This is a genomic window from Veillonella parvula (assembly GCF_032577575.1).
Classification (GTDB): domain Bacteria; phylum Bacillota; class Negativicutes; order Veillonellales; family Veillonellaceae; genus Veillonella.
In genome coordinates, this window is sequence record NZ_JAWFVO010000001.1 from 786,312 (window position 1) to 801,487 (window position 15,176).

15 protein-coding genes are annotated in these 15,176 nt (G+C 37.6%); 1 reads left to right on the forward strand and 14 read right to left on the reverse strand.

Features of this window, described 5'->3' with window-relative positions; translation table 11 throughout:
- Nucleotides 1-25: 25 nt before the first annotated feature.
- The 9 genes from E7K77_RS03680 to moaC all read right to left on the reverse strand — a co-directional run bounded on the left by E7K77_RS03680 (nucleotide 26) and on the right by moaC (nucleotide 8,420).
- Complete coding sequence (locus E7K77_RS03680) at nucleotides 26-745, reverse strand: DUF4198 domain-containing protein (protein WP_004696641.1); 720 nt, start codon at nucleotides 743-745, stop codon at nucleotides 26-28.
- Between the two features lie 265 nt (nucleotides 746-1,010).
- Nucleotides 1,011-2,822, reverse strand: a complete 1,812-nt coding sequence (gene typA / locus E7K77_RS03685; protein WP_004696644.1) for a translational GTPase TypA — start codon at nucleotides 2,820-2,822, stop codon at nucleotides 1,011-1,013.
- Nucleotides 2,823-2,965: 143 nt separating this feature from the next.
- Nucleotides 2,966-4,087: an RES family NAD+ phosphorylase gene (locus E7K77_RS03690; protein WP_119562683.1), complete on the reverse strand. Its 1,122-nt coding sequence runs from the start codon at nucleotides 4,085-4,087 to the stop codon at nucleotides 2,966-2,968.
- 5 nt (nucleotides 4,088-4,092) lie between these two features.
- Nucleotides 4,093-5,052 carry a sce7725 family protein gene (locus tag E7K77_RS03695; protein ID WP_021148414.1) on the reverse strand — a complete coding sequence of 320 codons (960 nt, stop codon included), beginning with the start codon at nucleotides 5,050-5,052 and terminating at the stop codon, nucleotides 4,093-4,095.
- A gap of 11 nt (nucleotides 5,053-5,063) precedes the next feature.
- On the reverse strand, nucleotides 5,064-5,882 hold the full coding sequence (locus E7K77_RS03700; protein WP_278472737.1) for a sce7726 family protein: 819 nt from the start codon (nucleotides 5,880-5,882) through the stop codon (nucleotides 5,064-5,066).
- 136 nt (nucleotides 5,883-6,018) lie between these two features.
- Nucleotides 6,019-6,948, reverse strand: coding sequence for a UDP-N-acetylmuramate dehydrogenase (gene murB / locus E7K77_RS03705; protein ID WP_278472739.1), 930 nt, complete (start codon nucleotides 6,946-6,948; stop codon nucleotides 6,019-6,021).
- Nucleotides 6,923-7,288 (reverse strand): YlbF family regulator, encoded by a 366-nt coding sequence (locus E7K77_RS03710; RefSeq protein WP_004696650.1) that lies wholly within the window; start codon nucleotides 7,286-7,288, stop codon nucleotides 6,923-6,925. Before E7K77_RS03710 ends, murB begins: the two co-directional genes overlap by 26 nt.
- Nucleotides 7,289-7,393: 105 nt before the next feature.
- The gene (gene trmL, locus E7K77_RS03715) at nucleotides 7,394-7,879 is read right to left on the reverse strand and encodes a tRNA (uridine(34)/cytosine(34)/5-carboxymethylaminomethyluridine(34)-2'-O)-methyltransferase TrmL (protein ID WP_155086004.1); all 486 of its coding nucleotides are present in this window, start codon (nucleotides 7,877-7,879) and stop codon (nucleotides 7,394-7,396) included.
- Between the two features lie 28 nt (nucleotides 7,880-7,907).
- Nucleotides 7,908-8,420, reverse strand: a complete 513-nt coding sequence (moaC, locus tag E7K77_RS03720; RefSeq protein ID WP_278472741.1) for a cyclic pyranopterin monophosphate synthase MoaC — start codon at nucleotides 8,418-8,420, stop codon at nucleotides 7,908-7,910.
- Between the two features lie 108 nt (nucleotides 8,421-8,528).
- On the opposite strand from moaC, the gene E7K77_RS03725 reads away from it, so the two are divergent.
- Nucleotides 8,529-9,206, forward strand: a complete 678-nt coding sequence (locus E7K77_RS03725; protein WP_004696654.1) for a metal-dependent hydrolase — start codon at nucleotides 8,529-8,531, stop codon at nucleotides 9,204-9,206.
- Nucleotides 9,207-9,311: 105 nt separating this feature from the next.
- On the opposite strand, the gene E7K77_RS03730 is transcribed toward E7K77_RS03725, so the two are convergent.
- From E7K77_RS03730 to E7K77_RS03750, 5 genes are all read right to left on the reverse strand, one after another.
- Entirely contained in the window at nucleotides 9,312-10,955 is a 1,644-nt protein-coding gene (locus E7K77_RS03730) for a vWA domain-containing protein (protein WP_325306468.1), read from the reverse strand.
- A 137-nt stretch (nucleotides 10,956-11,092) separates the two neighbouring features.
- Complete coding sequence (locus E7K77_RS03735; RefSeq protein ID WP_325306469.1) at nucleotides 11,093-12,193, reverse strand: AAA family ATPase; 1,101 nt, start codon at nucleotides 12,191-12,193, stop codon at nucleotides 11,093-11,095.
- 12 nt (nucleotides 12,194-12,205) lie between these two features.
- On the reverse strand, nucleotides 12,206-13,012 hold the full coding sequence (locus E7K77_RS03740; protein WP_195394609.1) for a hypothetical protein: 807 nt from the start codon (nucleotides 13,010-13,012) through the stop codon (nucleotides 12,206-12,208).
- A 112-nt stretch (nucleotides 13,013-13,124) separates the two neighbouring features.
- Nucleotides 13,125-13,775, reverse strand: coding sequence for a potassium channel family protein (locus E7K77_RS03745; RefSeq protein ID WP_195394608.1), 651 nt, complete (start codon nucleotides 13,773-13,775; stop codon nucleotides 13,125-13,127).
- Nucleotides 13,776-13,810: 35 nt separating this feature from the next.
- Nucleotides 13,811-15,172, reverse strand: a complete 1,362-nt coding sequence (locus E7K77_RS03750; protein WP_278606794.1) for a TrkH family potassium uptake protein — start codon at nucleotides 15,170-15,172, stop codon at nucleotides 13,811-13,813.
- Nucleotides 15,173-15,176: the final 4 nt, after the last annotated feature.

Here is a 15,176-nt window from a genome sequence, read left to right on the forward strand (position 1 = left end):
ACTTAGTAAATAGTTATATCCTATATTATTCAGGATTGATGATGAAGGACAATGCACTGAAGTATTTATTTTGCTCACCTTTAGTTTGAGTTGGGAAGCCCACTTCAACGCCTACTACGTTAAGGCCGTTAGCACTTACAGTAACAGTTGCTTTACCATTAGCATCTGCTTGACTTTCATTAGTAAGATCATTAATTACGTCTTTAATAAGAGGTGCATTTGCATATGGTTTACCGTCTTTCAAGACTTGGATTTCATATGTATCACCTTTTCTAAGAGTTAATGGATTAACAGATGGAATGATTTGAATGAAAGCATCTTTATTATTGAAAGGTTTTGCTTCTGCATTCCAGTAGTGAACGTCATATTTAATGGCATGTGTACTTTTTTGAGCACCTGGTACTTCAGAGATTGGTTTATGAACAGTTTTGCCATCTTTGTCTTTTGTCCAATAACCATAGTCAAAGTCAGTTACTGTAATACCCAATTTATCATTTGGTACAACTACTACATTTTTTTCATGTTTAATAACTTGTACAGGAATTACCATGCCATTGTTATCTAAGCCAATGATGCTTTTTACCATTTCTGGGCTATACGCATCATCAACAGGGCCTTCGCCAAGTACTAGCGCTTTTTCATCTAAGCGGTTAGCAAAGAATACGCCATGCGCATCAACGGAAGAGCACACACAACCTGCAGCTAAACCTACTGCAAATAAAGAAGCTAAGATTTTCTTATTCATAAGAACCTCCATAATCAATAACTTTTTCAATAAACTTGTTATTATTATACAGCGTTACAAATATTTCGTATATACCAATACCCCTATCAGCAAGTTATTATGCGTATTTAGTATATTAACTTATTTTTATACCCAATAATCATAAATGATAAAATTATCACCTATTTTCATGAATATATGACTTGTAAGAATATGTTAGATAAATACTTATAGATTAGATAAAAAAGGCGCTCCTTAAGGAGCGCCATTATATCCGCATGAGATATTATTTTTTATTCTTCGCTGCTTTCGCACGTGCGTTACGATCAAGAATTGTTTTACGCATACGAATGCTTTCAGGTGTTACTTCAACAAGTTCATCATCGTTGATCCACTCAAGAGCTTGTTCCAAAGAGAAGATACGAGGTGGAGTCAAGCGTACCGCTTCATCAGAGGAACTGGAACGCATGTTGGTAACATGTTTTTTCTTACATGGGTTAACATCCATATCAAGTTCACGTGTATTTTCACCGATAACTTGGCCTGCATACACGTCTTGGTTAGGGCCAACGAACAATGTACCACGGTCTTGAACAGAGTTCAAACCATATGGAGTAGTTTCGCCATTTTCGAATGCTACCAAAGCACCACGTGTACGGGAAGGAATTTCACCTTTATATGGTGCATAACCATGGAATACATGGTTCATAATACCATTACCTTTTGTAGCTGTTAAGAATTGGGCACGGAAACCAATCAAACCACGAGCAGGAACTACGAATTCCATGCGAAGGTAACCAGCTAATTCAACCATATTAGTCAACTCAGCTTTACGTTGACCAAGGTTTTCCATTACGGTTCCCATGAATTCTTGAGGCACGTCGATAGTCAGTGCTTCAAGTGGTTCACACAATTGGTCGTTAATAGTTTTGAAGATTACGCGAGGTTTACCTACTTGTAATTCGTAGCCTTCACGACGCATAGTTTCAATCAATACTGCCAAATGCAATTCGCCACGACCAGATACTTTGAACGCATCTGCAGAATCAGTTTCTTCTACTTTCATGGATACGTTAGTTTCTACTTCGCGGAACAAACGATCACGCAAGTGACGGGATGTAACAAATTCACCTTCGCGGCCTGCGAATGGAGAGTTATTTACGGAGAATACCATGGACAATGTTGGTTCGTCGATGGAGATGGATGGTAATGCTTCAGGATTTTCAGCATCTGCTACTGTTTCGCCGATGTTGATATCGTCAATACCAGCAAATGCAATGATATCACCCATTTCAGCTTCATCAGTTTCAACACGGTTTAAGCCATTGTATGTGTACACACGACCGATTTTCGCTTTACGAGTACTTTCACCATTCATGATAGCCACTTGTTGGTTGGTTTTCATTTTACCGCGAACGATACGACCTACGGCGATTTTACCGATGAAGTTATCGTAATCAAGTGTAGTTACCATAAATTGAAGAGGACCTTCCATATCACCTTGTGGTGCAGGAATTTCATCGATCAATGTTTTGAATAACGGCTCCATGTTTACAGCTTCATCATCCCAATTAGTTTTGGACACACCTGAACGAGCAGATGCGTATACTACAGGGAAATCGAGTTGATCATCATCAGCTTCAAGCTCCATGAACAATTCAAGAACTTCGTCCTCAACCTCTTTAACACGTTGATCAGGACGGTCGATTTTATTAATTACTACGATTGGTTTCAATTTTTGTTCTAAGGCTTTACGCAAAACGTATTTAGTTTGAGGCATTGGACCTTCGTAAGCATCTACGAGAAGCAATACGCCGTCAACCATGTTAAGTACGCGTTCTACTTCGCCGCCGAAATCAGCATGGCCTGGAGTATCAACGATGTTGATTTTAATACCATCATGCATTACAGCAGTGTTTTTAGACAAAATAGTAATACCGCGTTCACGTTCCAAGTCGTTGGAGTCCATTACGCGTTCTGCTACTTTTTCATTTTCACGGAACACATGGCTTTGTTTTAATAACGCGTCCACCAAAGTAGTTTTACCATGGTCAACGTGGGCGATAATCGCTACATTACGAAGATTTTCGCGAATCATAAGATCCTCCCTTTAATTCTTTCAGTATATTCTATATCACATAGCCTCGATAAAACAGACTATGCAGGTATATTCCCCAAAATTGGCAACAGTTAATTATAACGCAGTCTATAGAAAAAAGTCAAAACAGTTATAGAAGATTCTTATACACGTAATTCACACTGATACTCAACTGAGCTAATATAGTATTTTACAACATTAACACATTCACATTTACAGGTATCTAAAGAGGTTTCGAACAAGACAATATTTCTTTCAGTTTGACTATGCGTACTAGCAAACTCAATACCATCATAGATTTTTTGATTATCATCATCTGTTATACTTTTTATATAATCTGAAATATACTGTGTCCCTATGTAGTCTAATGGATCGTCACTACTTGCCTGTGGCGTTCTTATATTATCATTGAGCTCCTCTAAAAACTTTCTATTAATATCAATCTCCGCAATATCAAAGGCAGCATTATTACCATATGGAACTTTAAAAGGACTAATCTTATTAATCTTGGATAAATTAACTAATTTAATTGGACTATTTACTTGAAATTTACCTATACAGACTATATCAAATACACCAGCACGAATCTCTTTAATGCATGTTGGCTCATCAGTTGCTAAATATAAGCATGCGACACCTTTAGCATTTATTCTTCCCTCACCACTTTTTCCTGGCTTAGGTGCTCCCATATTCCTTTTTTCTATTGTTTCACCCTCACGACTTTTTCTTGCTCTATATAAAGGCAAACTGTTAGGTTGATAGTCACTTTCAATATATGAAAACAGAGATTTTAATACATCTATATTTATATTACTAGGATGATAACGATTTTCTTCCTTTAGTTGTTTTCTAAAATCAGTCCAACTAATATTTTTTAAAATACTATGCTGTTTAACATATTCAGAGTCTAGTTTTTTTATTAATACTATTTTTTTAGTTAATAAATCCCGATGATTATTGAAATAATCTCTACAAATAGATTTCATCAATGACATTATTGTATTTTCATCTAACTGAGAATTAAATACTTTCCATACAGATTGTAATTCATCAATTAACAATGCTCCTGCATCATGTACCTTATAGCTATCCAAAAAAGCTTCAAAAAGTTCTTTTATAAACTTTATAGTTGTAGTATCTTCGGTATCATATAATACGGAATGATTACCACAGTTAGGACAACAATCAAGAACTTCATTATTATTAGATTTTCTTAAGACAGCTTTCAATTCCTCATCATTAAAACAATTTTCACAAATTTTCATATTTATCACCCTTGTTGTGATTGAAAATATTGATATACGACCTCTAAATGTTGTTGAATTGATAATTTTTTTATAGTTCCTAATCCAGGATATCTACCTTCCGACTTTAATTGTCTAAATTGACGTAATGCAGGTGAATCCATTCCCTCAGAATTGATCCAATTGATTAACTTGTCTAATGCTTCACTAAATTTTCCTGCGGGATTTGTTATATCAGAATTAGAGTCTGAAACAAAGTGCCTAATATACAAATCTTGAGAACTGGAATTTATATATACAATGTGAATTGCTACCGCTCTAGGAGCAAATCCCCCCACCATAAGATCATTACCTACTATTGAGTAGTCTGAATACCCAGCAAAATGATCTTGACCATAATATAGATGATCAGAAGAGAAGAACTCATTATCATTGTATGCATAATCAGAGTTTCTTTGAAGCTTATTAAATCTATCATTGCACAAAACTAACGGACCAGCATCTTCCTTTAGCATACGAGTAAAATCACGGCTCTCACCAACTAATGTATATAAAAAAGAATCTGTATTATTATGAAATTCCAAAGCTTGAGATATCTGAGACTGTTCTAAGCAAAGAGAAATACATCTATTTACAGAATATCCAACATTAACTATAGTTGACAAAACATCATTACAATTATTATCAATATATATAACAGGTAGTACATAATCACTACTTCCCTCTATTGTACTTAAAAAGGCCGCTATATCTTCATGTGTAACTTCTGTTAGTTCTCTTTTAGGGTTAAAAATTATTCCTATATAACTATTCCTTTCAATAAATGTATTTATAGTTCTATTTAAACGAGTAGTTAAATTAATTGGTTCCACAATCGGTATAATTTGTTTTTCTGTCTCTAACGAATCAGAAAACAAATTGTTTTGAACTTCTTCTTCCAACGCAAGTAATTCATATTGTCGCCCTCGAAAAATAGGTAAATACATATGAACCTCCTTCAATAATTAAGAAAAGAAATTAACTTAGAATAATCAGACTTACTAAATTTAGAAAAATAAATTAAAGATCGCAAAGACTTTGGTAATATTTCAATTTGTTCATTAGAATATTTTTTAAAATTTCTATTTTTCAAACATAGTGAAAAATTTTTGTATAACAAATCCCTATCTATTTTAAAAAACAATTCTTTGCATGCATTATAATATTCAAAATCATTCGTTTTAGGCAAAAAGCCATAATATGACATTAAAATTTCTTCAAATTCATATTTACGCAACATAGAAAACCATACATTTTTATCCAAAGTCTTGGTATAACGTATTGCCTCTTTTTTTGTAGATAATGTCATCTGTGATGTCAACACAATAATTCCAACCGGACTAGATTTAAGAATGTCCATTACAGACTTTAAATGTTGCTCTGATATCACAACATTCACTAAATCAAATGCTTTATAATAGTTATTTAATTGAGTTTTTAAACGTTCTAATGAGTCTAATTCGGTCTTAATTTCATATACAGTAGCTTTACCATTCAAAAGCACAAAATCTGCAATTGATTTGTCTATAGGTAACTCCACAAGTGCCGATGTTGTATTTAAATTATGCTTACCTAACAATAATTTATTAAATAATGTATTCTTATATACGTATTCACTACGATAGTTTCTAACTAACTCTTTATATAGACATTCAAAAACATCATAATGACTCAATTCTAATGATTCAGCATAAGATTTTAATTTAGAATCATCATTCATGGCTTTAAGTATATTTTTTTTTGTAAAAACTTTATTTAATGCTATCATTTCAGCCATGTTTTGCAATCCTTTTATTGAAAAATATTATTTATCTCCCATACTACTTTATAATTATTTTAATATGAATACTTTATTAAAGCTATAAAAAAGTTCAATTTTCTACAGAAAATTGAACTTTTATATATCTATTTAGTTAATCTTCACCAATCATACGTACTTCGGGCTCAAGGTGTACGCCATGTCTATCGTACACACGACGCTGTACTTCTGCAATCAAATCAAGTACGTCCTTTGCACTAGCACTACCTGTATTGATGACAAAGCCTGCATGTTTGTGGGACACTTGCGCATCACCTACACACAACCCCTTTAGGCCTGTTTGTTCAATCAATGTACCTGCAAAGTACCCTGGTGGGCGTTTAAAGGTTGAACCTGCACTAGCATACTCTAAAGGCTGTTTAGATTCGCGCTTTTCGGTCAACTCATCCATGCGAGCCTTAATGGTATCCTTATCACCTGGTTTGAGTGTCATAATAACTTCCCCAATAACTTCATGATTATCGTGGAATACACTATGACGATAAGCAAAGTCCAAGTGAGATGCATCATATTCTTTGATATTACCTTGGAAATCTACGGCTCTCACTGCAGTAACTACGTGGCTCATTTCACCGTCATAAGCACCTGCATTCATAAATACGGCACCACCAAGTGTGCCTGGAATACCAATGGCAAATTCAAGACCAGATAAACTATTCTCCCAAGCAAATTCAGAAGCATCTTTTAACATATACCCAGAACCAATGCACAATGTGTTTTCGTTACAATCCATGATTTGGGTCATATGTCGAACTGATACGACAGCACCACGAATACCCCCGTCTTTCACCAAAATATTAGAGCCACAACCAATAATAGTTACAGGCACATCTAATTCGTGAATGATACGAAGTGTAAAACTAAGTTCTGCCATCGTAGTAGGCTCAATAAATAAGTCCGCAGGTCCTCCAATTTTGAATGTCGTATGATGACAAAGAAGCTCCTGCTCTCGTACACGTGTACTTGGTAATTTTTCTAGTAAAGCTGTTTGTAATACCTTAATGTTGTGGTTGTTGTTCGCCATGATCTAACACTTTCATCCCCTCAGTGATTGGTTCGCTAATGATTTTGTAAATATCATTAGAAATCTGGCTCCAACGCATTTGCGCTTGCAAATAAGCAGCCGCTGCAGCATTTTCCTGAATTTGAGGCATCAATTCCTCTTGTTTCTTTTGCAACTCGTCCGCTTCTGGAGCCCCAGACAACTTAGCATATTCCCATTGCATTTGTTGTGCCATAAATGTGCGAACCAAACCCGTTGCTACTGCATCTGCCTTCACTGCTTCCTGAGCAGCCATTAATTCTTTGTACTCTTCGGATTCACGCATTGCGTGAGCTAAATCATGAGCTTTATCGTAGTTCATAATATCCTCCTCCAAACAACACCGTTAAAATCGCTACCGGTCATATAGATTTGGTAGGTCTCCTAACACATAAGTATAATATATTCCTCAATTGTAAAAGTCTATTTATTTTGATTGAATCCAATTGCCTTCAGCCTTAAGGTCTGGATAATCAAGTTGACGCATACCTTCATAAGCTATGATTGCCACCGCATTAGAAAGGTTCAGAGAGCGTGCTTCATCTACCATGGGTATACGAATGCATGTATCCTCTTTACCATCTAATAAACTTTCAGGCAATCCTCTTGTTTCAGGGCCAAAAACGAGCATATCACCAATTTCATATTTCACCTCGGAATGAGTATGCTTTGCTTTGGTAGTGGCATAGAAATATCTACGATTAGGATATTTCTCATATAATTCTTGAATATTTTCATGTACCTGTACATCTACCAAGTGCCAGTAATCAAGGCCAGCACGTTTTACATGCTTGTCATCAATAGAAAAGCCAAGGGGTTTGATCAGATGTAAGGTCATATGATTGGCGGCGCATAAACGCGCTATATTTCCTGTATTACCTGGAATTTCAGGCTCATAAAGTACTATTTCCATTTTCAATCCCCTATTCTTTATATCTATATTATTCTACAAAGGAACGGACAAAATGTCCACTTTTCCCACCTTCTTTTTCTACAAGATATGTAGGACCTATAATCATCCCCTTATCAATAGCTTTACACATATCGTAGACTGTTAAAAGTCCTACTTGAACCGCTGTAAGTGCTTCCATTTCAACACCTGTCTTTCCTGTCGTTTTTACGGTAGCCTGAACCTTAACAACACGATTATGGGTAGCATCCGTACAGGCAGGACTTTCACCATCAACAAGAGTACAATGCACCTCAACCTTAGTTAATGCCAATGGATGACAAAGGGGAATGAGATTACTCGTCTGTTTCGCACCCATAATAGCTGCTAATTGAGCCACACTAAGAACATCCCCTTTTTTTATAGTTCCCGACGCAATACGCTCGTAAATAGCATCATTAATAGCAATAAAGCCTTCTGCCATGGCAGTACGAGTTGTAATATCCTTATCTGATACATCTACCATCCAAGCATTTCCATCTTGATCAAAATGTGTTAAATCCATAATACATCCTTACTAATTATGTATAAATTATCACCAATAGTTTTATTTTCATTTATTATATTATACAATAGAATTAAGAATTGTATGTACAAGGAAGGAAGTGTTCCTATGAAAACAAAACTAACTTATTTTGGTCACGCTTGCTTTATGCTCACACGTGGCGATGTATCCATGATTTTCGACCCATTCTTGACCGGTAATACATGGGATATCGCTAAAAAAGAAGACATCAAATGCCAATATATCTTTGTCAGTCATGGTCATGATGATCACTATGGAGACACAGATTTTATTGCCAAAGCAAATGATGCACTCGTTATCTCCACTGCTGAGGTGGCGGGTAAAGCGGCAGCTGCCGGTTGTCGTACACACGCCATGCATTTAGGTGGCAAGTTCGACTTTGAATTCGGTTCTGTTCGAATGGTTCCTGCCTTTCACGGCTCTGGTATCCCTGGCGGTCACGCTGCAGGTTGTATCGTAGATTTCTACGGAGATATCCTATACTTCGCTGGTGATACAGCACTCTTTAGCGATATGAAATTATTAAATCGTTTTGGTGAAATTGATTACGCCCTTCTTCCTATCGGTGATAATTACACAATGGGGGTTGAAGATGCAGCTCTTGCTGCTTCTTATGTAAAAGCACGTATTTCCATTCCAATTCACTACAAAACATGGCCCGTTATCGACCGCGAACCAGGTGTATTTACAAGCCTAGTAGAGGGCAAGTATAACCAAACAGCACTCATTATCGATCCAGGTTCCTCTATTGAGCTTAATAGCTAATACAAAATCTACAGACCTAAAAATGACGCAATCCAAAGGATTGCGTCATTTTTGTATATCGTCTTGGTTCAAAATCAAACCCATAAAAAATTGCATTCTAATAGACTAAATCTCTTGATTTGCCATAGAAAATCCCCCACGGTTAGCCATACGTACAAACTCATCAATATCTTGAGTTTCATCAACACCTACATAGCCGAGTTCACGAACCATGCCGTATGGGTTATGCAAAGATAATTGTGGATTCTCACCGGTCAACACCCACAGCACCTTATATCCCCTTGGCGCCTCTCGGAGTCGCTCTTCCCCTTTGCCATCTGTAAAGTATACAAGTAAATCTACACGGTTTTGATTAGCCAGAGAGAATACAGGGGTAAAGGCTGTAGCACCACGCACATCAAGGCGCGGCTTCACATCTTTTACAGATTCCATCGTATAGGTGCGGCGCACCTCATTATCACATTCTACAACGGTAATGCGATGGTTATAGGCATGCACGATTTGTAACACTTGCTCTAAGGCATTCGTAAACTCCACATCAGTTATACTACCACTCATATCGAGAGCAACCCATACATTTGCCTTATGTTGGCGCAATGTACCTGACAACTCCAAGCGCTCAGGTTGACGACGATTACGACGCATCGTCGTTTTTTTGTATCCACTCGCTACCTTGCCCATTAGCTTTTTGAGATAAAAATACCACGGCAAAGCGCGTCGCGTTTTTTGGAATGTATCGATAAGACTTTTCACATAGCCTTCCATATCACCCTTTGAGGCTTCATTGATATAGCGCTCTGTGATTTGGTCCATCGTGTCTGTATCAATAGAATCAGATTCATCCCAAATATCATGGCTAGTTTGAGGGTCAAACTTCATAGCAATCGCCGTATCTGCGTTATCGATAGGCACAAAGAGGTCTGGTTTTTCTTTCATAACATTATCAATAGCCTTCGCATAGTATTCAATGGTACGGAAACGCTTTAATAACAAACCAAAGCGCGCATTTACATTGGCTACCGTTACTGCATCACGGTCTACATGTTCAAGGTAATCGTTTACGACCATGTCCATAGCCATATGGACTGCTGTTTTGTGAAAGCCTTGGCTCAGTGCTTTTACCCGCATCAAATGAGCAGAAATGATATGAAGAACTTCACGCTTAATACCATCCTTCATCACATCAGGTGATTGGCGTAACAAGATAAAGGGATTTACATATAATACATATCCGCCCTGTTTAAGATTAATACCAAAAGCACTGGCCATATCAAAGCGAATGCGATGAGTCATTTGTAAGTAAAAGTAACCAAAGAATTGGTCCTCTTCAAGAAGCAGACTGTTTACATCATGTAATATGTTCCACAACCGTTGCTCATAGGCAGGTGTCATTATCGCTTGCTGCATAACGGAAAGGTCTGTCCCCTCCACTTGTACGTCTTCAAGAGCACGACCGATAGTACCTATATGGCTATCCGACATATTATGGTTCATAAGATCAGCCGCTATACGTTCAGGCGCCATGCTATGATGTTGTTCTTCATAGCTATCTACATAGGCCTCATAGGATGCGTATATTTGCGTATACAAAGCCTCTGCTTCGCGATGTATGCGCTCTCGTTTCGCATGCCATCGATCAAGAGCCTCGATAGCCTCCGCATCATAAGAACCCGTTTTTTCCCAGCCATCGATATGAGTCAGTAAATCCGACGCATCACGTATATCATCCTTATCTAAGTTTCGTTGCATATTTACACCCCCTTTTCTTTAGAAAACAAATTTAATATATGTCACATACTATATATCAATTAACCTCATAACTAATAATTTACTACAGTTGATTATCTATATAGATAGCTTCGATTTGGTTAACTACGCACATAAAATTATTTTTGCGCGTCAAAGAAAGTATCTACAAAAAGGTCATCTTCAATAGCATAAGCGTAAACGCGCTCATACGTGTTACGAAGATCTTTCATAACCGCTACGCGCAAATCCCCTGGATACAAGGTTAAAAACTCCACAAAATGATGTACTTCCTGCGCATTGCTATTGCGATTTAAACGATGCAACATATTTTTTGCTGCTACATAAAGGCGAGTTGGGCTTTCACCTTTAACCTGCTCAGCCATAGACATAATAGCACCTGGTTTTTGAACCGCTGCTAATACATCATCAAAGGTAATAAGAGGTTCTTGGTCAGACTCGATAAAGTTTACAAAAGCCTCCGCAATGAGTTTACCTACGTTACCGCGGATAACATTCATAAATACGTCACGACTATAGCTTGTGCCCTCTTGCTTTTTATAAATGGTATATAGACCGGACACGCGTTCAAAGGAACGAGGTGTGGCATCGATATCGTCTTCGTGACGTTGATTTAAATATTCTGGATAGGAAGAAATAAATTCAATAACCTTTTCTTCAATACCAGCACCAATAGCCCAGTCAATCCATTGCATATAATCAGCATTCATATAAAGCCATACAAAACGGTTTTGTTGTGCCGGATCCATATCGATGGTTTGGTAATCAAAGGAATCCTCAGGGTTCATAGCGGCGATGATGCGCACTTGATCACTTAAAGAAAAGCCATTAATTTCACGGTTTAGAATAAGGTTCATCAACTCTTGTTGAACTGCATGTTCTGCGCGGTTAATTTCGTCGATAAACAACAATACTTGGCGCCCTTTATCTACGGCTTGTGCCACATGTTCCAATGTATGATGCACAGCGTATACTGTAGTTTTCACATCCCGTGTATTGCCATGACCATCCGTATGAGTCACCGTTTCTACTGTAGGCAAGCCACCAATTTCACCTTCTTTTAAAAGGTTTCCGTCGATAGTTACTAATTCCCAATTATGTACCTCTGCAACGCGCACTGCGAGAGAGGTTTTGCCTATACCCGTCTCACCGACGAGCAAGGGCACTTGATTAGCAGCAAGCACTAACTCAACGCTTGCCATTGTATCTATAAAGTTCATTGTATCTCCGTTCTAATATCTCAAATATTCGCCTACTGCAATTTTCTTAACAGTTCTAGTACCATACCTATCAATAAGTGACAATATATCAATAGGCCATTTGGATTGACGTCCACCGATAGCTTTATTGTTGATTAACTCGCGTACATAGTCTTCATCAACGGTATCGCTAGAAATGGCATCTAGAATTATATCTTTGATTTCGTCTACCGTAATGCCCAATGTATTAGGTATATAACCGACGATAGCCGCACTTACCTTAAATAGATGCAAGGCCAAATCCTTAGTAAGGTTTGTAATCTGACGCATTGCCTGTGGATCTTGCTTTACTGCTGCTTCTAGTACAGCTACGCTAGGCTCATCAATGTAGCGCAAGGCTAAGTAACTCTCTTGCACGGCTTGTAACTGCACAGCTTCGCTTGGGGCCTTGATATATTGTAAGGCATCATAATTCGCCTTTACTGCTTCTAATTGCAATTCTTCAGATGGGTTCGCAATATAGCGAATAGCCCAACCTGATTGAGCTAACGCACTTTGAATTAGTGTATCAGACGGATCACTGATGTATTCTAAAACCGCCCAATCTTTTTCCACTAAGGCTTTTAACAATTCTTCTGTAGGATTTTCAACGAATTGTATAGCTCGTGGTGCTTGTGAAAGCGCCGTTTCAATAACCTTTTGAGTAGGTTCTTTAATATATTGTAACAGCATGCCGTTTTGTCCCACACATGTAAGTTGCATAGCTTCTGTAGGATTTGGAATATTTCGAATCCCATGTGGGTTATTGGTCAGCGCCGTTATATATTGTTCCTCTGTCATAATAACCTTCATTTCTATATTAAAAGGCCATACGAATACGTATGGCCTATACTGAATTCTATCTTATTATATCATATTTTTTCGATATATTTATATCTCTTTCGTATACTTACTACACTGTTAATGCATCTAAATCAGAATTATTTCCTATGATTAATAGTTTTTCCTCTGCTGAAAGAATCGTAAACGGATTAGGAGGGACTTCTAAATCCTCCCCACGTCTAATCCCTACAGCATTAAGATTATATTTCTCACGCAGATTAGAATCTTTTAAGCAAGTGCCTACCAAAAATTTTGGCATATCAACTTCAATAAGGCTAATGCTTTTAGATAGCTGTAAGTAATCCATTACATGTTCTCGTGTCAACGATTGAGCTAACCGTTGTGCCACATCGTATTCTGGATAGATAACTATATCTACCCCCATCTTCTTGAGCATCTTACCTTGGAGTGCATTTTCAGCTTTCGAAACCACATGAGGCATTTTCATTTCTTTCAATAACATAGAAGTCATAAGATTTGCCTGGATATTATCCCCAATAGCAACAATAACTATATCAAATTGGCTCAAAGCTAAGGCTTTAATGGCTTCTTCATCAGTAGTATCTGCTACGATAGCATGTGTGACATAGGGGGAAACCTTTTGTACAATTTCTGGATTAATATCTACACCCAAAACCTCATGATTCATAGAGGCTAACATCTTGGCGATGGTCGTACCAAATTGTCCAAGACCAATGACAGCTATTGTTTTATATTTCATGCTATATCTCCTGATAGGCTAACCATTCTACTCAATTACAACAATACATTCTCTTCTGCATACCCAATTGGCTTCGTTGGTGATGTCCTAAGAGCCCATGTACCAATAACGGTCATAACACCGACACGACCGGTAAACATAACAAGCATCAGCACCCATTTACTGCTTTCAGATAAATCAGGCGTAATTCCCGTCGTAAGGCCTACAGTCCCAAAGGCAGACGTAACCTCAAATAACAATCGGATAAAATCATAAGGCTCATCCCAGGCCAGATAACATGTGGCTATTAAAATAAGAAGGAGCGATAAAAATATAATCCCGTTGGCTTTAAGCACGGTTACTAATGAAATACGACGTTCAAAAATCTCCGTATCTGGACGGTTATTAAACAAGGTACGCGATGCAAGTATGGTTACTGCTACGGTGCTAATTTTAACGCCTCCACCGGTAGAGTTTGGGCCAGCACCAATAAACATGAGAATAATAGTAACAAACAAGGTAATTGGATGTAATGCATTATAGTCAACCGTTGCAATCCCCGCTGTACGCGGCGTAATCGCTTGAAATAAAGAGGCCATTATTTTATTCCAAATCGGTAATGACCCAAAGGTTTTTGGATTTGACCATTCCACTCCTAAGAAAATGACGGTCCCTAGTAGAATAAGAGTCATTGTGCCTACTAACATAATCTTAGTGTGAAGTTTTAAGTCAACAAATCGTCGCACCTTACGGTGTGACCATATGTCAAAGGCCGCTAAATAACCAAACCCCCCAATCACAATTAGCACAGCTGTATTGATATTAAATAATATGTCCCCCACCATAGCATAAGGTAGATCATTATCAAAAAATACAAATCCAGCATTACAAAAGGTGGAAATAGCTTGCATGATACCGGTATACAATGCAGCCTGTCCAATATAGGGATATAGCTGAATCGTATAGATTATGCCTCCCACAATTTCAATAGCAAAGGTATACAGCGTTAACTTTTTCGTAATATGTAATAAACCAGTCATACCATCCTGTCCGACGTCCTCGGACAAAAGCACACGATTTTTAAGGCCTACTCGTTTACCTAGAAGCAAAGCAATTATGGTCGTGAAAGATACAATTCCTAACCCACCTAACTGAATAAGGATAACCATTACAATCTTACCAAATAAAGACCAATGATAATAAGTATCTACAGTGGTCAGCCCTGTTACCGAAACACAAGATACGGCGGTAAAAGCGGCATCTACAAGAGCCGTCGTTTGCCCCTGAGCACTCGCCATCGGTAACATAAGCAATATTGTACCTATAATCATGACGCCTAGAAAGCTAAACGCTAATAACCGATAGGGATTTTGTTGCATGTACCGTTGTACATGAGAATGGGAAATATCGTGCCACATACTG

Coding starts and splice junctions, on each gene's coding strand:
- E7K77_RS03695 (WP_021148414.1), bottom strand. CDS start 5,052: ATGTATTTACCTATTTTTCGAGGGCGACAATATGAATTACTTGCGTTG.
- E7K77_RS03680 (WP_004696641.1), bottom strand. CDS start 745: ATGAATAAGAAAATCTTAGCTTCTTTATTTGCAGTAGGTTTAGCTGCA.
- trmL (WP_155086004.1), bottom strand. CDS start 7,879: ATGGAAATAGTACTTTATGAGCCTGAAATTCCAGGTAATACAGGAAAT.
- E7K77_RS03730 (WP_325306468.1), bottom strand. CDS start 10,955: ATGCAACGAAACTTAGATAAGGATGATATACGTGATGCGTCGGATTTA.
- moaC (WP_278472741.1), bottom strand. CDS start 8,420: ATGGATTTAACACATTTTGATCAAGATGGAAATGCTTGGATGGTAGAT.
- E7K77_RS03725 (WP_004696654.1), top strand. CDS start 8,529: ATGAAAACAAAACTAACTTATTTTGGTCACGCTTGCTTTATGCTCACA.
- E7K77_RS03690 (WP_119562683.1), bottom strand. CDS start 4,087: ATGAAAATTTGTGAAAATTGTTTTAATGATGAGGAATTGAAAGCTGTC.
- E7K77_RS03750 (WP_278606794.1), bottom strand. CDS start 15,172: ATGTGGCACGATATTTCCCATTCTCATGTACAACGGTACATGCAACAA.
- E7K77_RS03745 (WP_195394608.1), bottom strand. CDS start 13,775: ATGAAATATAAAACAATAGCTGTCATTGGTCTTGGACAATTTGGTACG.
- typA (WP_004696644.1), bottom strand. CDS start 2,822: ATGATTCGCGAAAATCTTCGTAATGTAGCGATTATCGCCCACGTTGAC.
- E7K77_RS03700 (WP_278472737.1), bottom strand. CDS start 5,882: ATGGCTGAAATGATAGCATTAAATAAAGTTTTTACAAAAAAAAATATA.
- E7K77_RS03740 (WP_195394609.1), bottom strand. CDS start 13,012: ATGACAGAGGAACAATATATAACGGCGCTGACCAATAACCCACATGGG.
- murB (WP_278472739.1), bottom strand. CDS start 6,948: ATGGCGAACAACAACCACAACATTAAGGTATTACAAACAGCTTTACTA.
- E7K77_RS03735 (WP_325306469.1), bottom strand. CDS start 12,193: ATGAACTTTATAGATACAATGGCAAGCGTTGAGTTAGTGCTTGCTGCT.
- E7K77_RS03710 (WP_004696650.1), bottom strand. CDS start 7,288: ATGAACTACGATAAAGCTCATGATTTAGCTCACGCAATGCGTGAATCC.